The following is a 22,832-nucleotide window of genomic DNA, read 5'->3' as shown; positions in this document are numbered from 1 at the left end:
TCCTGTCGCGTGTCGGGGCGCCCTGCCCGTGACGCATCAAATATTCTGCAAGCCGGTCAGCCGCACCTGCGCGGCGAGCGCGCGCACCTGTGCGACCGGCGGCAGATGCGGTCCGGCGTTCTGCAACTTGCCCGCGGCGAATGCCGTGGCCTGACGTGCCAGCGCCCCCAGATCCAGCCCCTCGGCCAATCCGGCGGCAATGCCCGCCACCATCGCATCGCCCGCCCCGACCGAGCTGCCGGTCGCAATCTGCACCGGATGGGCCGTGACCCCGCCCTGATCGGTCAGAAACAGCGCGCCATCGGTCCCCATCGAGACGACGACCAACTTGACGCCCCGCGCCAGCAATTCGCGGCCCGCAGCGACCAGATCGGCGGCATCGGACAGGTCGCGGCCCAGCAGCGCTTCAAGCTCGTGCCGGTTGGGCTTGACGGCAAAGGGCAGCGCCGGGCCGGCCAAAGCCTGCGCCAGCGGCGCGCCGCTGACATCCAGCACCACGCGCGCACCGCGCCCGGCCAGATCGGCGACCAGACGCGCGGTCGTGTCCTCGGGCAAACCCTGCGGCTGACTGCCCGAGATCACCACCAGATCGCCCGCCACCACTTTGGCAAGCTGGTTGAACACGCCCTTGACGTCATCGGGCGCGGCGACAAAACCCGGCAGGTTCACATCGGTCGTGCGCCCGCCCTGTTCTAGGATCTTGATATTCGTCCGCGTCGCACCGCCCACGCGGATCATGTAATCCACGATGCCCTTTTGCGCGAAAAGCTGTTCAAAGCTGGCCGCGTTGTCGCGCCCCAAAAGCCCAGTGACGACCACCATGCGACCCCAATCGGCAAGGCAGGACGCCACGTTTACCGCCTTGCCGCCCGGATCGTGGCGGCTGGCATCGGCGCGCAGCACCTCTCCGGGCGTCAGGGTGTTCAGGGCAATGGTCTGGTCGATGGCAGGGTTCAGGCAGACGGTGCGGATCATCATGTCGTGGTCTCCAGGGCGCGGACGGATGCCGCATCCTGCGCCATCAGCGCGCGCTGTGCGAGGGCCTGAAGTTCCGACAGATCCGCGTTGCGAATCCGTTCCTTGACCGCCGGAATGTCGCGCGGGGTCATCGACAATTCATCGACGCCCAGCCCGGTCAGCAGCGCCGCGCCAAAAGCGTCGCCCGCGATGCCGCCGCAGACGCCGACCCAGCGGCCCTTGGCATGGGCGCCGCGCACCGTCAGGTCGATCAGCCCCAGAACGGCGGGATGCAGGCTGTCCGCCTCGGGGGCCAGAACGGGGTTCTGCCGGTCGATCGCCAGCGCGTATTGCGTCAGATCGTTCGTCCCGATGGAAAAGAAATCCGCATGTTCTGCCAGTCGGTCTGCCAGAAGCGCCGCCGAAGGCACCTCGATCATGATACCCAAGGGGATGGCGGGCGCGTCCAGTTCGGCGCGGATCTGTTCGCAGGTTTCGCGCAGCCGGATCAATTCAGCGACCGAGGTGATCATCGGGAACATCACCTGAATCCGGGCCCCGTCCCTTGCGGCGCGGTAAAGCGCGCGCACCTGCGGCACCAGCAGTTCCGGGCGGCGCAGCAGCAACCGCGCCCCGCGCACGCCCAGAAACGGGTTCTCCTCACGCGGGAGGTCAAGATAGCTGACCTGCTTGTCACCGCCGATATCCAGCGCACGAATGATCAACGGGCGGTCGCCCATCGCGCGGGCCATGTCGGAATAGGCGCGATACTGGTCTTCCTCGGTCGGGCTGTCGCCGCGTTCAAGGAACAGGAATTCGGTCCGCATCAGGCCGACGCCCTCGGCCCCCTGTTCGATGGCAAAGGCGGCCTGTTCGGCCAGATTGATATTCGCCCCGATGGCGATCTGGTGGCCGTCGCGGGTGGTGGCGGGCTGGGCGCGGCTTTCGGCGGCGCGGATGCGCTTTTCCTCCTCGGCCGCGATCCAGGCGCGGGCCGAGGTCAGGTCCGCCTCGGACGGGTTCAGGTAAAGCCTGCCGCCGCTGCCGTCGATGATCGCCTGCGCCCCGGTGGCCAGACGCGCCAGCGCAGCCCCCGCCCCCACGACGGCGGGCAGGCCCAGCGTCCGCGCAAGGATCGCGGTATGCGAGGTCGGGCCGCCCTGCGCCGTCACCAGCCCCGCGACCACATCGCCGTCAAGCCCGGCCGTATCGGTGGGCGTCAGATCATCGGCAATCAGGATCGCGCCCTTGGGCATCCGGGCGGGCGCGGGCTTGGCCAATGCCGGGTCGATCAGCGCCAGCACGCGCTGGCCGACATCGCGCAGGTCCACGGCGCGCGCCGCCAGAACCGGGTTCCCCAGCGCGGTCAGTTGCCCCGCCGTGTCCTGCACCGCCTGATGCCAAGACCATGCCAGACCGTGCCCTTCGACCAATTTCTGCGAGGCGGTGGTGATCAGTTGCGGATCGTTCAGCAATTCGGACTGCGCGCGGAAAATACCTGCATCCGCCGCACCCAGACGGCGCGCGGTATCGTCGGCCAGCGCGCGAAGCTGTTCGCGGGCGCGGGCCAATGCGTTATGCAACTGATCCGCCGCCTGCCCCAGATCGGTCGGCTGGTCCGGCACGACCATCGGCCCCGCCTCAAGGTGATGCAGGACGCCGATCGCCAGACCGGGTGATGCCGCGACCCCTTCGACCACATCCGCCGGACCTGCCGGGGTCCAGCCGCCCGCCGTTGCGGTGGCATTGCGCTTTTCCTCGGCCTTCAGCGCATCGGCCTTTTCGCGGGCGGAAAGCCCTGTGATCACGACGCGCAGCGTGGACAGCGCATCCGCCGCATCCGCACCGTCAGCCGAGATGACGACCGGCTGCCCCGCCGCCAGCCCAAGCTGCAAAAGCGAGATCATGTTGCGCGCATCGGCGATCTCGGTCCCACTGCGGACGCGGATGCGGGCGGCAAAGCGGCGCGCGGTTTCCGCCCATTCCGTCGCAGGACGGGCGTGCAGACCGTTGGGATAGTCGCAGACCCATTCGAAGCCTTGCGCGAAATCGGTCGCAGGCTCGGCAGCCAGAACCTCGGGCGCGTCCTCAAGGGCTGCGATGATCGCCTGCGGATCGTCGGTCGCGGCCAGCATGGCCACCCGCGGCTGGTCCTGCATCAGGCGCGTCAGGCGGCGCAGGATGCCGATATGCGCATCCGAACGCGCGGCAATCGCCACGACAAGCTGCGCGCGCTGACCGTCATTCCATGCCACACCATCGCGGACCTGCAGAACCGCGATGCCGTCGCGCAGGATCATGTCGCGGTCCTCGACCATGCCATGCGGAATGGCAATGCCACGGCCCAGATAGGTGTTCGACGCGGCCTCGCGCCGCTCCATGCTGGCATCGAAGCCTGCGCGAACACATCCTGCGGCAACCAGCAATGCGGTGGCCTGACGGATCGCATCCGCCTTGTCCGTGACCTTGGCATCCAGCCGGACCAATTCGCGCGGCAACAGGCCGCCATCGGGAATCAGGGACATGGGCTCCTCCCAATCACTGGAAATTTTCCGATTCGTAGCGGAAAGGTGGAAACGTTTCCACCCTGTTTTGCAGCGAAACTATCCAGCAGGTGTTGGGATGCTTGCAAAGCTAGCCCCGTTGGGTCATGGTTTTATGACAGATAGGGCTAACAACGTTTCCACGAAATCATGGCCATCGGGATCAAGGATGTGGCGCGCGCCGCCGGGGTTGCGCCCTCGACCGTGTCGCGGGCATTGGGCACCGGGCCGGTCAGCGCCGATGTGCGCCGCCGCGTACAGGAAGCCGTCGCTGCGACGGGCTATCGTCCCAATATGTCGGCGCGACGGCTGCGTTCGCAGCGTTCGATGACAGTGGGACTGGTGGTGGCCGACATCCGCAACCCGTTCTTTACCCAGTTGTCGCGCGCCGTCGAAGATGCGGCCTATCGCGCCGGGATGCGGGTTTTCCTGTGCAATACCGACGAAGACCCGACCCGAGAGGCGATGTATCTGGATCTGATGGCGGATGAGCGCGTCTCGGGGCTGATCCTTGCGCCGACGCGCGCGCTCAAGTCGCAGGCGCTGGCGGGGTTTCAGGTGCCCGTGGTGCTGGTGGACCGCCCCCTACCCGGCGGGCGGCGCGATGCGGTGGTTCTGGACAATCGCGGCGCGACGGCAATGCTGGTCGATCATCTGGTGGCCAGCGGGCGCAGCCGGATCGCGGGGCTGTTCGGCGCCACCTCGGCCACGGGGATCGAGCGGCGGGACGCCTTTCAGGCCCAGATGCAGGCACATGGGCTTGCGCCGGTCATCGCGATGGCCCCGCCCAGCCTTGACGCGGGGCGCGCGGCGCTGGCCGATCTGATGGCCGGGGCGGACCCGCAGGCAATGATCCTGTCCAACGGGCTGTTCGTCGGTGCGGCGCTGCGCCATGCCCGCGAAACCGGGCTTTCCGTCCCGCGCGACATCGCGCTGGCGGGTTTCGACGACGAGCCATGGACATCACTGGTCGAGCCGGGGATCACCGTGATCCGCCAGCCGGTCGAGGCTTTCGGGCGCGAGGCGATGCAGATGCTGCTGGCCCGCATCGCCAATCCCGATCTGCCCACCCGCAGCGTCGTGCTGTCGGGTGAGCTGGTCGCACGGGGGTCAACCGCCTAGATCACAGGTCCAGAATGGCCTTGATCACCCCTGCCTGCGGACGTGACCAGTCTTGGAACAGCGCCACGCCATCGGCCAAGGGGCCGCGATGGGTGTTCAGCGCCTGCGTGGGCACGCGGCCCGCCTGCATCTGGGCCACCACCTCGGCGAAATCGGCGGGCAGCGCATTGCGGCTGGCGATCAGCGTGGCCTCGCGCTTGTGGAATTCGGGGTCCGAGAAGGAAATATCCTGCCGCACCACCGACAACAGCACATAGCGCGCACCATGGGCAAGGAAGGCAAAGCCACGTTCGATGGGCGGCGCAGCGCCGGTGGCGTCGATCACCACGTCAAAACCGTCGCCTTCCGCAAGCCGCGCAGCATCGTCGCTGGTGGCGATGACGCTGGCATCCGCGCCCAGCCCGTCCGTGGCAAAGGCCAGCCGATCCTCGCGCGTGTCCATCACCGTCACATGCGCGCCCCGCGCCTTGGCGAATATGATGGCCGACATCCCGATCGGTCCCGCACCTGTCACCAGCACCCGGTCGCGGGCGCCGATATGGCCGCGCGCCACGCCATGCGCGCCGATGGCCAGAAACTCGATCATCGCGGCATCACGCAGATCGATCCCGCCGGTCGGGATGACGTTCTGCGCAGGCACCGAGATCAGCTCGGCCATGCCGCCATCGGTGTGAACGCCCAGGACGCGGATATTGCGGCAGGCATTGGTCAGCCCGATCCGGCAAGCCTGACAATCGCCGCAGGACAGATAGGGCACGATATAGACCGGATCGCCGGGTTTCAGATCGCTGCCCTCGGGCGCTTCCTGAACCGTGCCGGACAGTTCGTGGCCCATGACGCGGGGATATTCCAGAAACGGATGCTTGCCGCCAAAGATGTGGAAATCCGTACCACAGATGCCGACATGCCGGATGCGGACCAGCACCTCGGCGTCGCCACGCAGGGGTGCCGGGCGGTCGATCAGGGCAAGGCTACCCGGTTCGTTACAGATCAGCGCCTTCATGCGGCTCTCCATTCGGCAATGGCCGCGTTCACGCGGTCGCGCCATGCACGGTTGTTGGTCAGGGCTTGGGGAAACAGCCCCTGCATCGCAAAGAACGAGGCCGAGGGATCATCGGGCGGCATGAACTTCACCGCCGAGATCAGCTCGTCGCGGCGCGGATCGTTCGCCTCGCCCGTCAGGGCAAGCGCGGCGATCCAGATGCCGATGGCACGGGCAAAGGCGTTGGCATCGCTGCCCGCCGCCAGCGCATCGACCGCGGGCGACAGCAGGCGCTGCGGCAGTTTCTGCGTGGTATCCATGGCAATCTGGATATTGCGATGCGCGATGGCGGGGTTGGCAAACCGCGCGATCAGGTCATCCATATAGGCGTCCAGATCAATCCCCGGCACCGGATCCAGCGTCTGGACCGCCGCCTGCATATGGCTGCGGGCCAGCGCGGCCAGTTCGGGAACCGCCATGACATCGCGGACATGTTCTAGCCCGTGCAGCACACCCAGATGCGCGATCAGCGTATGGCTGCCGTTCAGCAGCCGCAGCTTCATCTTCTCATAGGGTTCGACATGTTCGGCGAAAACCGCGCCGCCCAGCTGCCAGTCGGGGCGGCCTGCGGGGAAATGATCTTCGATCACCCATTGGATAAAGGGCTCGGTTTCAATCGCCATCGCGTCCTCGGCCCCCAGCAGCGCGTTCGCGCGGGCGCGGGTGGCGTCGGTCGCGGCGGGCACGATGCGATCCACCATGCTGCACGGAAAGGCCACGTGTTCCGCGATCCATTCCGAAAGCGCCGGATCGCGGGCCTCGGCAAGTTCAAGAACCAGCCGCCGCACCACCCGACCGTTCGAGGGCAGGTTGTCACAGCACAGCACCGTAAAGGGCAGCGTCCCCGCCTCATGCCGCAGTCGCAAGCCTTCGACCAGCCAACCGATCGGGCCGCTGGGCCGTTCGGGGGTCGAGATGTCGGCCGCAACGGACGGGTGGCTGCGATCCAGCGCGCCGGTTTCGGGGTCGAGACCATAGGCTTTTTCCGTCACCGTCAGCGTCACCACCCGGATGCGGGCATCGGCCAGATAGGCCAGCACCGCCTCGGGGTCTTCGGCGGCACAGATCCAGTCGCATGTCGCACCCACGACCTGCGCCCGATCCCCTTCGGCGCTGCGGGTGATGACCGAGTAAAGCCCGTCCTGCGCCTGCAAATCCTGAACCGGAGCGGGACTGCGCAGGTTCACAGCGACAATGCCCCAAGGCCCCGCTTCGGCATTCAGCACCGCTTCGGTATAGACGGCCTGATGGGCGCGATGAAACGCGCCCAGACCGAAATGCAGGATGCCGGGGCGCAGGCCGTCGCGGTCGTAGCGTGGCCGGTCCACGCCATCGGGCAAAGCCGTTGCGGCATTCAGTCTCATGCGAATAGCCCCCTTGCGGGATGGGTCAGAGCGGCCTCGATGCCGCGCAGTTCGGCCAACCCCTTTAGCCGACCGATGGCAGGATAACCCGGTTGCGCCCCGCGTGTCAGGTCATCAAGGATTTCCTGCCCGTGATCGGGACGCATGGGGATTTCGTGGTCAGTGCGGCCTTCGTCGCGGCGGCGCTTTTCTTCGGCCAGCAGGGCGGCGATCACCTCGACCATATCCGTGCCGCCTGCCAGATGTTCGTCTTCAAAGAAGGAACAGGGCACGGTGTCGGTGTCGCGGGTGACGTTGCGCAGATGCACGAAATGGATGCGGTCGGCGAATTCGCGGGCGATGGCGGGCAGATCGTTGTCATGCCGCGCCCCAAGCGAGCCTGAACACAGCGTCATGCCATTGGCGCGGCTGTCCACCTGCCCCAGCATATGGGCGTAATCGTCGCGCGTGGACAGGATGCGCGGCAGACCCAGCAGCGGCCATGGCGGATCGTCGGGATGGGCGCAGATGTTGATGCCGACTTCTTCGGCCACCGGCGTCACTTCCGACAGGAAATCGACCAGATTGCCGCGCAGGCGGGCGGGGTCGATGCCCTGATAGCTGCGCAGTTTCGCCAGCAACTGGTCCAGCGAATAGCCATCGGCAGACCCCGGCAGGCCCGCACCGATATTGCGGCCCAGTTCCGCGATGCGGGCATCAGGCATGTCGGCAAAGCGCCGCGCGGCCTCAGACCGCAGGGCTTCGGGATAATCCTCCGCAGCACCGGGGCGTTTCAGGATATGGATGTCGAAAGCCACGAAATCGGTCAGCTCGAACCGCATGGCGCGGGCCTGTTGGCGGGTTTCCCAGCGCAGATCGGTGCGCGTCCAGTCAAGGATCGGCATGAAGTTGTAGCACACCGTCCGGATGCCGCATTGCGACAGGCGACGCAGGCTTTCCTGCCAGTTCGCCACATGGTCGCGCCAGTCGCCGGATTGGGTCTTGATGTCTTCCGACACCGGGACGCTTTCAACGACTTCCCATTCCAGACCACCAGCGCGGATTTCGTCCTGCCGCTGGCGGATGCCCTCGACCGTCCACGCCTGCCCGGTGGGGACGTGATGCAATGCGCTAACGATGCCGTGGACGCCCGCCTGCAGGGCGTCGGTCACCGTCACCTTGTCCACCGGGCCGAACCAGCGCCAAGTATGTCTCATTGCTCGTCTCCGAAGGTCAGTTGGACTTTGCAGGCGATGCTGCGGTCGGATGCCAGCTCGAACGCCTGCACCGCCTGTTCAAGCGGCAGGCTGTGGCTGATGATCGGGCGCAGGTCGATGGCGCGGCTGCCGATCAGGTCAACGGCCAGCGGGAATTCGTCATGGAACCGCTGCGAGCCGCGCCACGTCACTTCCTTACCCACCAGCGCGTTCATCGGGATGGTGATATCGCCAGTGACGCCGACCTGAATGATCGTGCCGCGCGGGCGGATCGCGGCAAAGGCGTTGCGCAGCGCAGGTGCTGCAGCCGAGCAATCGAAGATCAGGTCGATCTGGCCCTTTTCCGCGCTTAGCGGTTCCAGCGCCGCCGGATCGGTCGCGACGTTGATCGTGGCCCCCGCGCCCATCTGGCGCGCGCGCTCCAGCGCGGCATCGGTCAGGTCGGTGACGATCACATCCCGCGCCCCCGCATGACGCAAGGCCGCCAGCACCAGCAGACCGATCGGCCCGGCGCCCGTCACCATCACACGCAGCGCGGACAGATCGGGCAGCAGGTCTTGCGCCTGCGCGACGGCGTGCAGGCAGACGGCCAAGGGTTCGGAGCAAGCCGCCTCGCCCGCCGTCACGCCTTCGGGGAAGGCGTGGATTTGCGCGGCATTCACCACGAAGCGGTCGCGGAACATGCCCTGTTCATGTGGCATCCGCATGGCGCTGCCGATGAAATGCATGTCCAGACAGTGGATCGGCAAACCCTTGGCGCAATATTCGCAAGCGCCGCAGGGCTGGGACGGGCTGACCGCGACCAGCGTGCCGGGGGGCAGATCGCCGCCCGACACCACCCGCCCCGACGCTTCGTGCCCCGAGATGATGGGTTCACGCACCCGTACCGGACCGAAGCCGCCATCGTGGTAATAATGCAGGTCCGATCCGCAGATCCCGCCCGCCGCCATCGCCAGCAGCACCTGACCGGGGCCGGGCGTGGGCACGTCCTGTTCTTCGACCCGCAGGTCGTGCGCGCCGTAAAGGCGCGCCACTCGGGTTTTCATGGGTCTTTCTCCTTATCGGATCAGGCCAAGCTGCGTCGGCAGCCAAAGCGTGATCGCGGGGATAAAGGTGATCAGCAGCAGCGCCACGAACAGCGGGATCATCCATGGCAGGATCGCCATTGCCGTTCGTTCCACCGACATCTTCGATATTCGGGCCAGCACGAACAGCACCATCCCCACCGGCGGCGTCAGCAGCCCGATCATCAGGTTCAGCGTCACGATCAGACCCAGATGCACCGGGTCGATGCCGTAACGCGCGGCGACCGGCATCAGGATCGGCACAAGAATCGAGATGGCGGCGATGGTGTCCAGAAACGCGCCGACGATCAGCAGGATGATGTTGACGATGATCAGGAAGGTCCACCAGTTGTCCGTCAACGAGAACATGAAGTCCGCAAACACCGCCGCTGCCTGACTGACCGTCAAAAGCCACGCAAAGATCGAGGCGGCAGTGACGATGAACAGAACCGAGGCCGTGGTTTCGATGGTGTCGAAAGACGCCTTGGCCAGCGTGCGGAATGTCATGGTCCGGTAACGCACCAGCCCAAGGAACAGCGACCACAGCACTGCGGCGACCGCAGCCTCGGTGGGCGTGAACCAACCCATGGTCATGCCGCCGATCAGCAGCACCGGCGCCATCAGCGCCATGACCGCGTGCCAGTCGAAATACCAGTCGGCGGCGATCAGCACGGCCAGCGCGATCAGGACCGCGATGTTGATCGACAGGCCCGCCATGATCATCAGATAGACCGCCAGCGGGAAGCACAACACGATCACGACCTCCAGACCTGCGCCCATCAGCTGGCGCAACTGGAAGGGCGTATCGCTGCCCCAGCCCTTGCGTTTGGCAAAGATATAGACGGTCAGCATCATCAGCACGGTCATCACCACGCCCGGCACGATGCCCGCCATGAACAGCGCCCCGATGGATGCGTTGGCCATCATGCCGTAGATCACGAAGGGCAGCGACGGCGGAAAGATCGGGCCCAGCGTGGCCGATGCAGCGGTGACGCCCACCGCGGCCTCGACCGGGTAGCCGTGATCCTTCATCGCCTTGATCTCGATCGTGCCGATGCCTGCGGCGTCGGCCAGCGCGGTGCCGGACATGCCCGAAAACACCACCGAGCCGATGATGTTGACCTGCGCCAGTCCACCCTTCATCCAGCCGACCAGCGACAGGGCAAAGTGATAGATGCGGCCCGTAACGCCCGCGATGTTCATCAGGTTGCCAGCCAGAATAAAGAACGGCACGGCGATCAGCGGAAAGCTTTCGACGCCCGCGATCATGCGCTGCGCCGCCACGATGTCGGGCGCGACGTTATAGACCAGCAGATAGGCCAGCGAGGAAACGGCCATCGACACCGCGACCGGCACGCCGATGATCATCAGGATCAGGAAGCCACCAATAAGCAATAGCATGTTCAGACTCCGGTCGTGCCGCTTTCGGCAGCTTGTTCACGGACGGTTTTCGGGCTGGTCAGATCCTTGACGAAATTCTGCGCACTGCGCAGCAGCATCAGGACGAAGGCCACGAGAACGGTATAGAAGACGGCGCCGCGCGGCAGATCGACCGTCACCATCCGTTCGGACCCGACGATGGCGACATAGCGCCACATCAGCCAGGACATATAGGCGAAGAACGCGATGCACAGCACATCGACAAAAATCTCCAGGACACGCCCGACCGGACGCGACAGGAAATTGTAAAGCAGATCGACGACGATATGGCGGGCGGTCCGCACGCACATGACCGAGCCAAGGAACACGATCACGACAAGGCAGTTCGCCGCCATCTCTTCGGTCCAGGCAAGGCTGTTGTTCAGCACGTAGCGCGTGAAGAACTGCAGGAAGACGCACAGCGCCATGCCCCAGAACAGCGCCAGCGTCAGCCAGTCCTCGGGGGCGTAGTTGGACAGATCGACCTCGGTCGTTTCGTCCTCGAAGGCATGTGCCATTTCCTCCACGCTGATCAGCGTGTCATGTTGGTCAGCCATTGGAACAGCTCCGAATTGTCAAGGGGAATGCCCGATGCGCAGGACCGCATCGGGCGGCAGGATCACTGGACGGCGCGAATGGCTTCCCAGTCTTCCTTGCGATAGCCGTAATCTTCCAGCGGCGATTTCTCGAGGACGTTCTTCAGGAAGTCCTCTTTGTCCACCTCGCTGACGGTCAGGCCATCGGCCTTGAACTTTTCGACCAGCGCGGCCTCGCGCTCTTCGACGATCTTGGTGCCGCGTTCGGCGGCTTCCAGCATCACCTCGGAAAAGATCGCCTTATCCTCATCCGACAGGCTGGCCCAGGTGGTCTTGGACACGACGGTGTTCAGGTGGTCGACGATATGGCCGGTCAGGATGATGTTCTTCTGAACTTCGAAGAACTTCTTGGCCTCGATGGCGGTCAGGGGGTTTTCCTGCGCCTCGACCGTGCCGTTCTGCAGTGCCAGATAGACCTCGGCAAAGGCGATGGGGGTGGTGTTCGCCCCGCAGGCACGCGGCATCGCCAGATAGGCGGGCACGTCCGGCACGCGGATCTTCAGGCCCTGCATGTCGGCGCAGGTCTTGATTTCCTTGTTCGCCGTGGTGTGGCGCGTGCCGTAATAGGTCACGGCGGTGATATGGTTGCCCGAGGCTTCCTCGTATCCTGCTGCCAGCTGCTTGAAGACGTCGCTTTTCGTATAGGCGATCAGATGCGCCGGATCGCGGAAGATATAGGGGTAATAGGTCACGCCGATCGGCTTGAATTCCCGCGCCGCAAAGCTGGAGCCCGAGATGATGATGTCCACCGTGCCCAGCTTCAGGCCCTGGTTGATGTCGGCTTCCTTGCCCAGCTGCGAGGCCGGGTAAACGTCGATCTTGTAGCGGCCATCGGTGCGCTTGGCGATTTCCTCGGCCGCCCAGACGGATTCGGTGTGGAACGGTTCCGAGGTTTCATAGGCATGCGCCCATTTCAGCGTGGTCTGGGCCTGCGCCACGGCGGCGCTGGCCAGAACGGCGGCGGCGCCCAGCAGGGCTTTCATCGTGAACTTCATGCATATCCTCCCAATAGCGTTGAGTTCGTCATCAATCAGCGTTCAAACAGGCGCCCTTCGGTAAAGCGGCGCTGTGATTCCGTCAGGTGGTGGCGCATCGCTTCACGCGCTGCAGCCGGGTCGGCATCGGCAATGGCGTCACGGATCGCACCATGTTCGGCCAAAGCCAGCCGCCAGGTGCGCGGCCCCTCGAAATGGGTCGAAAACTGCGCAAAGATCGGCGACAGGCGCTGCGCATAGATATTCTCGGTCAGGTTCCCAAGAACGGCGTTGCCGGTCCCGGATGCCACGGCGATATGGAAATCCCCGTCCAGCCGGATCGCCAGCGGCGTGTCATGCACCGCTGCGCCCAGATCGGTCAGGCATTGATCCAGACGCGTGACCAGCAGGGGCGTGGATTGCCGCGCCGCTTCCTCGGCGATGGCGCTTTCGATGATGCAGCGGGCCTGCAAGATCTCCAGCGGGCCTTCGCCGTCCAGATCGGCGCGGGTTTCTGGCGGGCGGGCACCCAGATAAACGCCCGAGCCCATGCGGATTTCGACACGCCCCTCGACCTCAAGCGCGATCAGCGCCTCGCGCAGCGACGGGCGCGACACGCCCAGCTGCTCGGCCAGGTCACGCTCCGAGGGCAGACGCGCACCGGGGCCAATGCCCTGCGCCGTCGCAAGTTCAAGGATCTGATCGGCCACCTGCCGGTATAACCGGCGCGGCCTTGCGTCGTTCAGCATGTCCCCTCCGCGATGCGCGGCCTCCACACCGCGCGGCCAAACTGGTTTGACCAATTGCGAAGATAGGGGCGGTTTTCTGATCTGGTCAAGGCAATTTTCATGCGTCCGCGCGGAATCTTTATACTTTCCTTATGCGCCCGGCAGCGACAGACCCAGCTTGTCCGCCCAATCGGTGAAACCGGCAATGGTCACCGGGTCCAGTCTTACGCCATTTTGCCGACGCTCATCGGCCACCAGCCATTCGCGATCCCCCGGCGCCATGACCCGGCAGCCTTCGCGCATGGGCGAATTGCGCAGTGTATTCATATAGCGCGCCATGCCCGCATCGAAGGTGCTGCGCGGGGTAAAGGCGTCCGGGTTGACGGCCAGCACAAAGCTTCCCATTTCGCGCGGCGTTTCCATATCGGGACCGCCCATGGGCAGGATGTCGAAGCTAAGCCGCATCCCTGTAAGAACCGCGCTGAAAATCTCGACCACGCCCGCAAGTGCCGCACCCTTAAAGCCGAACTCGGCCCCGACGGGCGCCAGCATGTCGGCCAGATGCGCATCGCGCGTGTCGATGCCCTGCGCGTCCGAGGCCACGCTTTCCGGCAGGGTCACGCCAAGGCTTTGATAAAGCTGGACCCGGTTATAGGGAATTGCGCTGGTGGCCATATCCAGCAACCACGGCTGACCCGGCGCAGGCGCGGCAACTGCGATGGGATTGGTGCCGTGAAACCGCATCGCTCCATCATGCAAACGCACGAAACTATCCGAATTGCAGAATGTTATCCCGATCATCCCGGCCCGTGCCGCCTTGATCGCATAGGCACCAGCGGGGCCGAAATGCGACCCGTTGCGCACGCCCACCGCGCCGATGCCGAAGCTGCCCGCCAGTTCGATGGCGCGGGCCATGCCGCGATAGGTGCCGACCGCACCCTGCGCGTGATCGGCGTCCCACACCTCGACCGCACCAAAACCACCGGCCTTTTTCGGCTGCGGGTTCTTGTTCAGCCGCCCCCCCTCAAGCGCGGTCAGGTAATGCGGCAACAGGCGCACGCCATGGCTGTCCACACCCAAAGTTGTGCCGTGCATCATCGCCCGCGTCGCGGAATCGGCGGTTTCCGCATTCGCGCCAACGGCCAGAAACGCCTCACGGCAAAAGCGGTCCAATTCGCCCAGCGATACAAGGTGGTCTTCGGTCATGGTCCCTCCGATGCCATGCAGTTTGCACACACTAGACACAACCAAACACCTGCGGCAAGGCGGTTTGGAATTGCAAAATCCCGCCCCATGGGGCTTTGTCGCCGCGACGATCGAAGGAAGCCCGATGCCCGCCGAAAAACGCCTTGCGCCCCGCCTTTACCAGCAGGCCCGCGATGCGCTGGCCGATGAAATCGCCCAAGGCGCGCTGCCAAAGGGCGCCCCACTGACCCAGCTTGGCGTGGCCGAGCGGTTCGGCATCAGCCGCGCCCCCGCCCGCATGGCGCTGAACGAACTGACCCATTCGGGCCTGATCGAACGCATCGGCGCGCGCTACAAGGTGGCGGGCACGCCCGATGTCTGCCCCGCACCTGCATTGCCGGAAACCCGCCTGACCCCGCGCACAAGCTGGGAATTGCTGTATCCCGAGATCGAGTTGGCCATCGTCGCACGCACCTCATTGGCAAGCTGGCGCGTGAACGAGGCCGAGATGGCCCGCCATCACGGCGTCAGCCGCACGGTCGCCCGCGACGTGATGGGACGCCTGCAGCAACGCGGCATCATCCGCAAGGATGACAGCAGCCGCTGGTTCGCCCCCGCCCTGACCGCCACCAATGTCGATGAGCTGTTCGAACTGCGCTGGCTGCTTGAGCCCGTGGCGATGGAGAAAGCCGCGCCCAACCTGCCCCCCGGCCTGCTGGACGACATGCAGGCCGCGCTTGAGGCGGCGATGGCCAAGGACGCGGCGACCGACGGCGCCGTGCTGGACCGGCTGGAACAGCAGTTGCATGTGGATCTGCTGGGCCATTGCGGCAATGACGCCCTGATGCGGGCGATCAGCCTGCCGCAGGCTTTGCTGGTCGCGCATCATTTCCTGTATCAATGGACGCTGGAACTGTTCGGGACCGAGCCGTTTCTGGGCGAACATCTGGAAATCGTGCATCGCCTGCAGGCAGGCGACGTGGCGGGCGCCAAAGCCGCGCTGGTCGCGCATCTGCGCATCTCGCGCAGGCGGGCCATGCTGCGGATCGAGGCGGTGCAGGACATGATCCAGCCCGAACCTCTGCCCTATCTGGAGCGGCTTTAGCCCAGTTCCGGCAGACGTTTCAGCCAGTCCAGCATCTCGCGTTCGGCGATCCGCAGCGCCTCGACATTCAGTGCGCCGCTGGCCAGGGCGCAGGCCACGGCACGCACCCGCTTGTTCATGGCGGGCGCGTCACCCGGCAGGTCCACCGCCAGCTTGTCGTAAAGCGCCAGCAGGCGGTTTTGCACGGTGCGTTCCGACATGCCCCGACGCCGCGCGATTTCGCGGTCGGGCAGGCCCAGCGCCATATCCAGCAGCACGGAATATTCGCTTTCCGACAGCCCCTGCGTCGGGCGGGCCTGCCGCTGTTGCAGGCGGTGGATTTCGCGATCCACCAGCACCTGCCCTTCGACCAGCACGGCGCGCATGGCCAGATGCAGACGCTGCACCGGCGCGGTCTTCAGCACATAGCCATAGGGCGAGCCCGAGGGCACGATCCGCGTCAGCCCCCGCAGATATGCCTCATCCGCGTAATTCGACCAGAACAGGATGCGCGTGTCGGGGCGTTCGGACCAGATGGTGCGGGCCGCGTCGATGCCGTTTCGTTCCTTCATCTGCAAGTCCATGACAACGGCCTGCACGTCACGGCGCGCCATCGCCTCGCCCTCGCGGCCGTTTTCGGCGGTCAGAATCTGGCTGACCTCGGGCAGCGCCTGCGCCACGGCATCGCGCAGAAAGGCGGCGTGCAGGGGGTCGTCCTCGACCAGCAGGATCTTCATGGCTGCTCCGTGGGCAAGCTGACGCTGACGCTGGTCCCGGTGCGCCCCGAGCGGACCGACAGCCGTGCGCCGATCAGTTGCGCACGGGTTCGCATATGGGACAGGCCACCCTTTTTGCGGCTGCGGCGGATGTCTTCGGAAAGGCCGCAGCCATCGTCCGCCACGGTGACGCGCAAGCGTGGCTGGCGGGCAATGCGCACGTCGATCCGGCTGGCGCGGGCATGACGGCCCGCATTGTTGATCGCTTCCTGCACGATGCGGTAAAGGGCGATCCGCGCCACCGGGTCCAGCCGGTCTGGCGCGCCGTCGCTGTCGTCCTGCACATGGATCAGCGTCCCGTCGCGGGTGGCGCGTTCCAGATGCACCCGGACGGCATGGGCAAATCCGAACATCTCAAGGATCGATGGCACCGCCGTGTCGATGATCCGCCGCAGATCGGCCACGCAGCCATCCAGCCGCGCCAGCACCGCATCCGCCGCAGGCGCATCGGGACGCGACAGATCGCGCATCAGGCGGCTAAGATCGGCCAGCGTCTGGTCGTGCAGGTCCATGCCGATGCGCTGGCGTTCCTGTTCCAGCGCCTGCGTCAGATCGCGCGCACCCAGCCGCAAGCCTTCCTCGCGCGCCCGCGCCTCGGCCTCGACGATGGCCGCCTGCCGCGAACGCTCGGCCTCGCGCAGCGCGAACACATAGGGGGAAATCAGGTCCGCCACATAGCGCGCCGCCGCCACATCATGCGGGCCATAGACGCCCGCGCGGAACGAACTGATGCTGAGGCCGCCGATGATCTCTCCGCCCACTTCCAGCGGCACATGCACGCGGGCGCGCAGGTTGTGGTCGTGGATCGGTTCTTTGAAGGCGCCCGGAAAGGCGAAGCGCGGATCGCGTGTGGCGTCGGCCGTCAGCATGTGCCCCACCCGGCCCAGCAGCAATTCGCGGATCGGGCTGCGATGGACGTCGCCCGTGCCGTGGCGGCCCCATGCGGTTTCGATCCCCGTCTCATAGGCGGCCGAGACATTGCCGTCATGGCGCAGCAGGCACAGATCCAGATGATCATAGGGCAGGAAACGCTCGATCTCTTGCGCGACGGACTGGATGGCGGACAGGAAATCCAGCCGCCCGGCCAACGCGCGGGATATGCGGAACAGATGCGGCAGCAGTGGGCCGGGATCAATCTCGGGGTCGGTGGAAACCGGGCGCATATCCTGCATGTTGCGCCGCCTCCCCTCGGCGTCATGAGGTTGCCACAAAGCCTGCGGCTTCGCCAAGCGCCTGCCGCACCAGTTGCGGGTTCCCGCAATCGCAACGCGGCCAGATGCAGAAAGCCGCGCATTCCCCGCTATGCAGAAATCTGCCCTCGCCTATCCTTGACCGCACAAGGCGCTGGGGAGAGAGCGCCATAGGGAGGGGAAAACCATGACCCGCAAGGGATTGATGCTGACGGCTGCCGTCATGCTGGCAGGCACGGCCGCAATGGCCGATACCGCCGACAAGAAGATTGCGCTTTCCAACAACTATGCCGGTAACAGCTGGCGTCAGGCGATGCTGGAAAGCTGGCAGCGCGTGACTGAAAAGGCCGTGGCCGATGGCGTCGTGGCCAGCGCCGACGCCTTTACCACCGCCGAGAACCAGGCGACCGAGCAGGCGGCGCAGATCCAGAACATGATCCTGCAGGGCTATGACGCCATCGTCATCAACGCCGCCTCGCCCACCGCGCTGAACGGCGCTGTGAAAGAAGCCTGCGATGCGGGCATCACCGTGGTCAGCTTCGACGGCATCGTGACCGAGCCCTGCGCCTGGCGCGTCGCCGTGGATTTCAAGGCCATGGGCAAGGGCGAGATCGAATATCTGGCCACCCGCCTGCCCGAAGGCGGCAATCTGCTGGAAATCCGCGGGCTGGCCGGGGTGTCGGTGGACGATGAAATCCACGCCGGCATCGGCGAAGGTCTGGCCGCACATCCGAATTTCAAGGTTGTGGGTTCCGTGAACGGCGACTGGGCGCAGGACGTGGCGCAAAAGGCGGTGGCGGGCATCTTGCCCTCGTTGCCGGAAATCGTCGGCGTGGTGACGCAGGGCGGCGACGGCTATGGCGCGGCACAGGCCTTTGCCGCCGTCGGTCGCCCAATGCCGATCATCGTCATGGGTAACCGGCAGGACGAGCTGAAATGGTGGGCCGAGCAGCGCGATGCGGCGCAATATGAAACGATGTCCACCTCGATCGCGCCGGGTGTCTCGACGCTGGCCTTCTGGGTGGCGCAGCAGATCCTGGATGGGCAGGAGGTGCCAAAGGATCTGACCGTACCCTTCCTGTCGGTGACGCAGGACACGCTGGATCAAGCCCTGAAGGACACGCCCGAAGGCGGCGTGACCAGCGTGGACTATACGCTTGACGACGCCAAGAAGGTGATCGGCGGGTGACAACAGGCAATGACCGCGCGGCGGTCGTGGTGCTGGACGGCGCGTCGAAAAGTTTCGGCGCGCTGAAGGCGCTGGACCGCGTGGACCTGTCGGTCGGCCCCGGCGAATGTCTGGGGCTGGTCGGCCATAACGGTGCCGGGAAATCAACGCTGGTGAACCTGATCACCGGGCTTTTCGCGCCGACCGAGGGCGGCGTGAGCTATCCCGGCGCCGCAGATCACCGGGCGGCGGGCATTCGCTCCATCTCGCAGGAAGGGACGCTTTGCCCCAACCTGACCGTGCTGGAGAACCTGCAAGTCACCCAGCGCGATCTGACCGGCTGGGGCTGGCGTGGGGCTGCGGCGGGCCGCGTCATGGCAGCCTTGGACGCGATATTTCCCGGCCACCGCATCCGCGCGCATACGCTGGTCATCGACATGACGCTGGCCGAACAGCAGATGGTCGAAATCGCCATCGGTTTTGCCGAAGGCGCGACCCCTGCCCGACTGGTGGTGCTGGATGAGCCCACATCCTCGCTGGATGCATCCATCGCGGCGCAGCTGATGACGCATATCCGGCGCTTCTGCGCGGGCGGCGGCGCGGTCATCTTCATTTCGCATATGCTGGGCGAGATCTTCGACGTGGCGACCCGCATCGTCGTCATGCGCGACGGGCGTTCGATCGCTGACCGTCCGGCGGGCGATTTCACGCGGCAAGGCCTGGTCGATGCCATGGGCCATGTCGCGGACGATGACCACCAGCCCAGCCCAGCGGCCTTGGCCCGCGCACTGGGCGACAAATCAAGCCATATCCTGCGCACCCCTGAAGGGGTCGAGGCGCGGCGCGGCGAAATCGTTGGCCTTGCCGGTCTGGCAGGGCACGGTCAGGCCGAGGCGCTGGCCCGCTTCTATTTGTCGCGCAGCAGCGACTGGCGTGGCGCATCCGATCCGCAGGCCGTTTTCGTCGCGGGTGACCGCAAGCGCGACGGCGTGATGCCGGTCTGGTCGATCCGCCGCAACCTGACGCTGGCCGCGCTGGACCGGCTGACCCGCTGGGGGCTGATCGATCACGCCGCGGAAGCCCGCATCGGCTCGGAATGGCAAAAACGCATCGGCATCCGCACGCCCGACATGGGCAACCCCATCCTGTCGCTGTCGGGCGGCAACCAGCAAAAGGCGCTGTTCGCCCGCGCGCTGGCCACGCAAGCGCCGGTCGTCGTCATGGACGACCCGATGCGCGGCGTGGACATCGGCACCAAAACCGAGGTTTACGACATGATCCGCCACGAGGCCGCGAATGGCCGCACCTTCCTGTGGTATTCGACCGAGATGGACGAGATCCGCAACTGCGACCGCGTTTTCGTGTTCCGCGACGGCGCCATCTCGGCCGAGCTTGAGGGCGTCCAGATCACCGAGGAAGCCATCCTTGCCGCCAGCTTCGAATTCGGGGATAGCGCCGCATGATCCGGCTGGCGCTTCCCGTGATCTCGCTTGTGGTGCTGATCTGCGCCGTCTTTTGGCTGCAACCCCGCGCCATGAGCTATGTGGGCCTGAACCTGCTGTTCAATCTGGCGGTGCCGATCGCCTTGGCGACCGTGGCGCAGATGGTCATTATCATGGTCGGCGACATCGATCTGTCGATGGGCGCATTTGTCAGCTTGATCGCCTGCATCACCGCAGCCATCCTGCCCGGCAACCCCGCGCTGGGGGCCGTGATGCTGCTGGGCTGCATCGCCGCCTATGCCGCCCTGGGCGCACTGATCGAGGCGCGGCAACTTCCCGCCATCGTCGTCACGCTGGGCATGTCCTTTGTCTGGGGCGGGGCGGCGGTGCTGATCCTGCCATCGCCCGGCGGGACCGCACCGGGTTGGCTGACAGCGGTGATGAAGGCCAAGCCGCCGCTGGTGCCGATGGCGATCATCGCCAGCATCATCATCGCGGCGGTGGCGCATCTGGTCGTCATGCGTTCAGCCTTTGGGGTGCGGCTGCGTGCCCTGGGGGGAAATGCGCGGGCGGTGTCGCGGGCCGGACGTTCCACCATCGCGCTGCGGGCCTGGGCCTATGCGCTGGCCGGGGTCTTTGCCGTCGCGGCAGGCATGGCGCTGGTCGGGCTGACGACCTCGGGCGATGCCAATATCGCGCTGCGCTATACGCTTTTGTCCATCGCGGGCGTGATCCTTGGCGGGGGAGAGTTCACGGGCGGTCGCGTGTCGCCCATCGGGGCGGTGATCGGGGCGCTGACCCTGACGCTGGCGGGCAGCTTCCTGTCCTTTCTGCGGCTGTCGCCCGACTGGCAGATCGGCGCGCAGGGGGCAATCCTGATCCTAGTGCTGGCCGCCCGCCTTGTGGTCCGTCAGGCGGAGAAACGGGCATGATGAACATCTATAAAGCCCCTTGGTTCTGGGCATGGGTCGCGGCCTTTGCCGCCTTCGGCGCGACATGGTCGCTTAGCGCGGGCGGGGGCGGCGGCATGGCGCTGCTGGTTGCAGCGCTGACCTTTGGCAGTTTTTCGGTCCTGACCGGGCTGGGGCAGATGCTGGTCATCACCATGGGTCCGGGCAACACCGACCTGTCGATCCCCGCCACGATGACGCTGGCCGCCACGCTTTCGCTGAAGCTGATGAACGGCGCGGGCGGGGTCTGGATCATCGCGGGCCTTTTGACGGCGTTGCTGATCGGCGTGGGCGTCGGCATCGTGAACTTCGCGCTGATCCGCCTGCTGCGCATCCCGCCGATCATCGCCACGCTGTCGGCCAGTTTCCTTTATCAGTCGCTGGCCATCTGGTCGAACCGCGGCCTACGCATCAAGCCGCCGCAGGCGCTGGCTGATTTCACAACCGGTCGCGCAGTGCTGGGCATCCCGAACCTTGCGTGGCTGGCGCTGGCGATCACCGTGGTGTTCTGGGTCATCCTGAACCGCGCACGCTTTGGCCGCCGCATCTCGGCCATCGGGCAGAACCCGCGCGCCGCAAGGCTGGCGGGGGTGCCGGTCGCCAGCGTCACGGCGGCCACCTATGTCACCTGCGCCGTAATGGCGGGGCTGACGGGGTTCCTGCTGGCCTGCTTTTCCGGCGGTGCTGCGCTGAACATGGGGGCCGAGTTCCTGCTGATGTCCATTGCCGTCACCGTCATCGGCGGGTCGTCCATCGCCGGGGGCAATTCCAACGTGCCGGGCATCTGGGGCGGCGCGCTGTTCATGTATCTGATCGTCTCGATGCTGAATTCCTATGGGCTGGGCGCCGGTGTGCGGCTGCTGTCCACGGGCGTCATCATCATCGCCATCGTCGCCATCGCCAGCGGCAGAAAGGCCCGCCTATGACCATCTATGACCAACGCGACCCGCGTTTCCGGGCGCTGATCCATCCCAATGCCCAGCTGCACCAGATCGGCGAGGGCTTCGAATGGGCCGAGGGGCCGGTCTGGTTCCCCGCCGCACAGATGCTGCTGTTCTCCGACATTCCGGCGCATCGGATGATGCGTTGGACCGCTGAAACCGGGTGCAGCATTTTCCGCGAGGATTCGGGCTATTCCAACGGTAACACCCGCGACCCGCAGGGGCGGCTGGTGACCTGTCACCACGGACTTCGCGCCGTGACGCGCACCGAACATGACGGCACGCTGACGACGCTGGCCAGCCATGCGGGCGGCAAACGGCTGAATTCGCCCAATGACGTGGTGGTGCGCCGCGACGGCAGCATCTGGTTCACCGATCCGACCTACGGCATCCTGTCCGACCTTGAAGGCTACAAGGCCACGCCGGAACAGCCCGGCAGCCATGTCTGGCGCATGGGCCCCGAAGGCGGCGAGGCCCGCGCCGTCATAACCGATTTCACCCAGCCGAACGGGCTGTGTTTTTCCCCCGACGAGACGCTGCTTTACGTGGCCGAGTCCGGCTCCAGCCACGATGCCGCCGTGCCGCCGGTGATCCGGGTCTTTGACGTTGTGGGCGACAGCGTGGCGAATGGCCGCGATTTCGCCACCATCGACGCGGGCCTGCCGGACGGTATTCGCTGTGATGATCGGGGGAATATCTGGTCCTCGGCGGCGGACGGCGTGCATGTATTCGCGCCGGAAGGCACATTGCTGGGCAAAATTCTGGTGCCGCAGGTGGTGTCGAACCTGTGCTTTGGCGGGCCGCGCGGCAATCGGCTGTTCATTACCGCAACCACCGGGCTTTACATGCTGGCGGTGGACGCAGCCGCCGCCTAAGCCCAGACGGCCTAGCCGCAACCAGATCATCGCGACAGCCTGCAAGCCGACAGGATCGGGCGGCTCCGTTTGGTGCCGCCCGAAAACGGCATCATGCCAAGTGAATAAGGCGCTTGCCACTTGATCGCGAATGGCAGCCCAATGGCCGCATCTGCGGGACGCTGTGACAGATGCGACCCGACTTGACGTGCCCTGCCGCCGACAACCTGAAAGGAC

20 protein-coding genes are annotated in these 22,832 nt (G+C 65.7%); 7 read left to right on the top strand and 13 right to left on the bottom strand.

Annotated features, from left to right (window positions below):
• Positions 1–36 precede the first annotated feature (36 nt).
• Positions 37–978, bottom strand: a complete 942-nt coding sequence (gene pfkB / locus FN835_RS16290) for a 1-phosphofructokinase (protein ID WP_142664290.1) — start codon at positions 976–978, stop codon at positions 37–39.
• Positions 975–3,482 (bottom strand): phosphoenolpyruvate--protein phosphotransferase, encoded by a 2,508-nt coding sequence (gene ptsP / locus FN835_RS16285; protein WP_142664289.1) that lies wholly within the window; start codon positions 3,480–3,482, stop codon positions 975–977. Before ptsP ends, pfkB begins: the two co-directional genes overlap by 4 nt.
• Positions 3,483–3,650: 168 nt before the next feature.
• Between ptsP and FN835_RS16280 the strand changes: the two genes are divergently transcribed.
• Entirely contained in the window at positions 3,651–4,622 is a 972-nt protein-coding gene (locus FN835_RS16280) for a LacI family DNA-binding transcriptional regulator (protein ID WP_142664288.1), read from the top strand.
• A 1-nt stretch (position 4,623) separates the two neighbouring features.
• Here FN835_RS16280 and FN835_RS16275 read toward each other — a convergent pair whose 3' ends face one another.
• From FN835_RS16275 to FN835_RS16235, 9 genes are all read right to left on the bottom strand, one after another.
• On the bottom strand, positions 4,624–5,625 hold the full coding sequence (locus FN835_RS16275) for a zinc-binding alcohol dehydrogenase family protein (protein ID WP_142664287.1): 1,002 nt from the start codon (positions 5,623–5,625) through the stop codon (positions 4,624–4,626).
• Entirely contained in the window at positions 5,622–7,028 is a 1,407-nt protein-coding gene (locus FN835_RS16270; RefSeq protein ID WP_142664286.1) for a mannitol dehydrogenase family protein, read from the bottom strand. The genes FN835_RS16275 and FN835_RS16270 overlap by 4 nt, the downstream gene beginning before the upstream one ends.
• Complete coding sequence (gene uxuA / locus FN835_RS16265; RefSeq protein WP_142664285.1) at positions 7,025–8,224, bottom strand: mannonate dehydratase; 1,200 nt, start codon at positions 8,222–8,224, stop codon at positions 7,025–7,027. Before uxuA ends, FN835_RS16270 begins: the two co-directional genes overlap by 4 nt.
• Positions 8,221–9,270: an L-idonate 5-dehydrogenase gene (locus tag FN835_RS16260; protein ID WP_142664284.1), complete on the bottom strand. Its 1,050-nt coding sequence runs from the start codon at positions 9,268–9,270 to the stop codon at positions 8,221–8,223. The genes uxuA and FN835_RS16260 overlap by 4 nt, the downstream gene beginning before the upstream one ends.
• A 12-nt stretch (positions 9,271–9,282) precedes the next feature.
• Positions 9,283–10,689, bottom strand: coding sequence for a TRAP transporter large permease (locus FN835_RS16255; RefSeq protein ID WP_142664283.1), 1,407 nt, complete (start codon positions 10,687–10,689; stop codon positions 9,283–9,285).
• Positions 10,690–10,691: 2 nt separating this feature from the next.
• Positions 10,692–11,264 carry a TRAP transporter small permease gene (locus tag FN835_RS16250; RefSeq protein WP_142664282.1) on the bottom strand — a complete coding sequence of 191 codons (573 nt, stop codon included), beginning with the start codon at positions 11,262–11,264 and terminating at the stop codon, positions 10,692–10,694.
• Between the two features lie 62 nt (positions 11,265–11,326).
• Positions 11,327–12,298, bottom strand: coding sequence for a sialic acid TRAP transporter substrate-binding protein SiaP (locus FN835_RS16245; protein WP_142664281.1), 972 nt, complete (start codon positions 12,296–12,298; stop codon positions 11,327–11,329).
• A gap of 35 nt (positions 12,299–12,333) precedes the next feature.
• Entirely contained in the window at positions 12,334–13,026 is a 693-nt protein-coding gene (locus tag FN835_RS16240; protein ID WP_142664280.1) for a FadR/GntR family transcriptional regulator, read from the bottom strand.
• Positions 13,027–13,155: 129 nt separating this feature from the next.
• Positions 13,156–14,211, bottom strand: a complete 1,056-nt coding sequence (locus FN835_RS16235) for an Ldh family oxidoreductase (protein WP_142664279.1) — start codon at positions 14,209–14,211, stop codon at positions 13,156–13,158.
• A 124-nt stretch (positions 14,212–14,335) separates the two neighbouring features.
• Between FN835_RS16235 and FN835_RS16230 the strand changes: the two genes are divergently transcribed.
• Positions 14,336–15,295, top strand: coding sequence for a GntR family transcriptional regulator (locus FN835_RS16230; protein ID WP_142664278.1), 960 nt, complete (start codon positions 14,336–14,338; stop codon positions 15,293–15,295).
• On the opposite strand, the gene FN835_RS16225 is transcribed toward FN835_RS16230, so the two are convergent.
• Together FN835_RS16225 and FN835_RS16220 are read right to left on the bottom strand one after the other, a co-directional pair.
• A complete protein-coding gene (locus FN835_RS16225; protein ID WP_142664277.1) occupies positions 15,292–16,011 on the bottom strand; it encodes a response regulator transcription factor in 720 nt (239 codons plus the stop codon). The two genes, FN835_RS16230 and FN835_RS16225, sit on opposite strands and share 4 nt — an antisense overlap.
• Positions 16,008–17,222: a GAF domain-containing sensor histidine kinase gene (locus tag FN835_RS16220; RefSeq protein ID WP_246098771.1), complete on the bottom strand. Its 1,215-nt coding sequence runs from the start codon at positions 17,220–17,222 to the stop codon at positions 16,008–16,010. Before FN835_RS16220 ends, FN835_RS16225 begins: the two co-directional genes overlap by 4 nt.
• A gap of 205 nt (positions 17,223–17,427) precedes the next feature.
• On the opposite strand from FN835_RS16220, the gene FN835_RS16215 reads away from it, so the two are divergent.
• The 5 genes from FN835_RS16215 to FN835_RS16195 are packed head-to-tail and all read left to right on the top strand — an operon-like array spanning position 17,428 to position 22,616.
• Positions 17,428–18,429, top strand: coding sequence for an ABC transporter substrate-binding protein (locus tag FN835_RS16215; RefSeq protein ID WP_142664276.1), 1,002 nt, complete (start codon positions 17,428–17,430; stop codon positions 18,427–18,429).
• The gene (locus FN835_RS16210; RefSeq protein WP_142664275.1) at positions 18,426–19,871 is read left to right on the top strand and encodes a sugar ABC transporter ATP-binding protein; all 1,446 of its coding nucleotides are present in this window, start codon (positions 18,426–18,428) and stop codon (positions 19,869–19,871) included. The genes FN835_RS16215 and FN835_RS16210 overlap by 4 nt, the downstream gene beginning before the upstream one ends.
• Positions 19,868–20,782: an ABC transporter permease gene (locus FN835_RS16205; protein WP_142664274.1), complete on the top strand. Its 915-nt coding sequence runs from the start codon at positions 19,868–19,870 to the stop codon at positions 20,780–20,782. The genes FN835_RS16210 and FN835_RS16205 overlap by 4 nt, the downstream gene beginning before the upstream one ends.
• The gene (locus tag FN835_RS16200; RefSeq protein ID WP_142664273.1) at positions 20,779–21,726 is read left to right on the top strand and encodes an ABC transporter permease; all 948 of its coding nucleotides are present in this window, start codon (positions 20,779–20,781) and stop codon (positions 21,724–21,726) included. Before FN835_RS16205 ends, FN835_RS16200 begins: the two co-directional genes overlap by 4 nt.
• Positions 21,723–22,616 (top strand): SMP-30/gluconolactonase/LRE family protein, encoded by an 894-nt coding sequence (locus FN835_RS16195; protein ID WP_142664272.1) that lies wholly within the window; start codon positions 21,723–21,725, stop codon positions 22,614–22,616. Before FN835_RS16200 ends, FN835_RS16195 begins: the two co-directional genes overlap by 4 nt.
• The last annotated feature ends 216 nt before the right edge of the window (positions 22,617–22,832 follow it).

It is taken from the genome of Paracoccus laeviglucosivorans, assembly GCF_900182695.1.
Taxonomy (GTDB): domain Bacteria; phylum Pseudomonadota; class Alphaproteobacteria; order Rhodobacterales; family Rhodobacteraceae; genus Paracoccus; species Paracoccus laeviglucosivorans.
Note: the sequence above shows the minus strand (reverse complement) of the source record. Positions and strands in the feature narration are given on the sequence as shown.

Excerpts from the sequence above, each read along its gene's own strand:
- pfkB (WP_142664290.1), bottom strand. The coding sequence starts at position 978 with ATGATGATCCGCACCGTCTGCCTGAACCCTGCCATCGACCAGACCATT.
- ptsP (WP_142664289.1), bottom strand. The coding sequence starts at position 3,482 with ATGTCCCTGATTCCCGATGGCGGCCTGTTGCCGCGCGAATTGGTCCGG.
- FN835_RS16280 (WP_142664288.1), top strand. The coding sequence starts at position 3,651 with ATGGCCATCGGGATCAAGGATGTGGCGCGCGCCGCCGGGGTTGCGCCC.
- FN835_RS16275 (WP_142664287.1), bottom strand. The coding sequence starts at position 5,625 with ATGAAGGCGCTGATCTGTAACGAACCGGGTAGCCTTGCCCTGATCGAC.
- FN835_RS16270 (WP_142664286.1), bottom strand. The coding sequence starts at position 7,028 with ATGAGACTGAATGCCGCAACGGCTTTGCCCGATGGCGTGGACCGGCCA.
- uxuA (WP_142664285.1), bottom strand. The coding sequence starts at position 8,224 with ATGAGACATACTTGGCGCTGGTTCGGCCCGGTGGACAAGGTGACGGTG.
- FN835_RS16260 (WP_142664284.1), bottom strand. The coding sequence starts at position 9,270 with ATGAAAACCCGAGTGGCGCGCCTTTACGGCGCGCACGACCTGCGGGTC.
- FN835_RS16255 (WP_142664283.1), bottom strand. The coding sequence starts at position 10,689 with ATGCTATTGCTTATTGGTGGCTTCCTGATCCTGATGATCATCGGCGTG.
- FN835_RS16250 (WP_142664282.1), bottom strand. The coding sequence starts at position 11,264 with ATGGCTGACCAACATGACACGCTGATCAGCGTGGAGGAAATGGCACAT.
- FN835_RS16245 (WP_142664281.1), bottom strand. The coding sequence starts at position 12,298 with ATGAAGTTCACGATGAAAGCCCTGCTGGGCGCCGCCGCCGTTCTGGCC.
- FN835_RS16240 (WP_142664280.1), bottom strand. The coding sequence starts at position 13,026 with ATGCTGAACGACGCAAGGCCGCGCCGGTTATACCGGCAGGTGGCCGAT.
- FN835_RS16235 (WP_142664279.1), bottom strand. The coding sequence starts at position 14,211 with ATGACCGAAGACCACCTTGTATCGCTGGGCGAATTGGACCGCTTTTGC.
- FN835_RS16230 (WP_142664278.1), top strand. The coding sequence starts at position 14,336 with ATGCCCGCCGAAAAACGCCTTGCGCCCCGCCTTTACCAGCAGGCCCGC.
- FN835_RS16225 (WP_142664277.1), bottom strand. The coding sequence starts at position 16,011 with ATGAAGATCCTGCTGGTCGAGGACGACCCCCTGCACGCCGCCTTTCTG.
- FN835_RS16220 (WP_246098771.1), bottom strand. The coding sequence starts at position 17,222 with ATGCAGGATATGCGCCCGGTTTCCACCGACCCCGAGATTGATCCCGGC.
- FN835_RS16215 (WP_142664276.1), top strand. The coding sequence starts at position 17,428 with ATGACCCGCAAGGGATTGATGCTGACGGCTGCCGTCATGCTGGCAGGC.
- FN835_RS16205 (WP_142664274.1), top strand. The coding sequence starts at position 19,868 with ATGATCCGGCTGGCGCTTCCCGTGATCTCGCTTGTGGTGCTGATCTGC.
- FN835_RS16200 (WP_142664273.1), top strand. The coding sequence starts at position 20,779 with ATGATGAACATCTATAAAGCCCCTTGGTTCTGGGCATGGGTCGCGGCC.
- FN835_RS16195 (WP_142664272.1), top strand. The coding sequence starts at position 21,723 with ATGACCATCTATGACCAACGCGACCCGCGTTTCCGGGCGCTGATCCAT.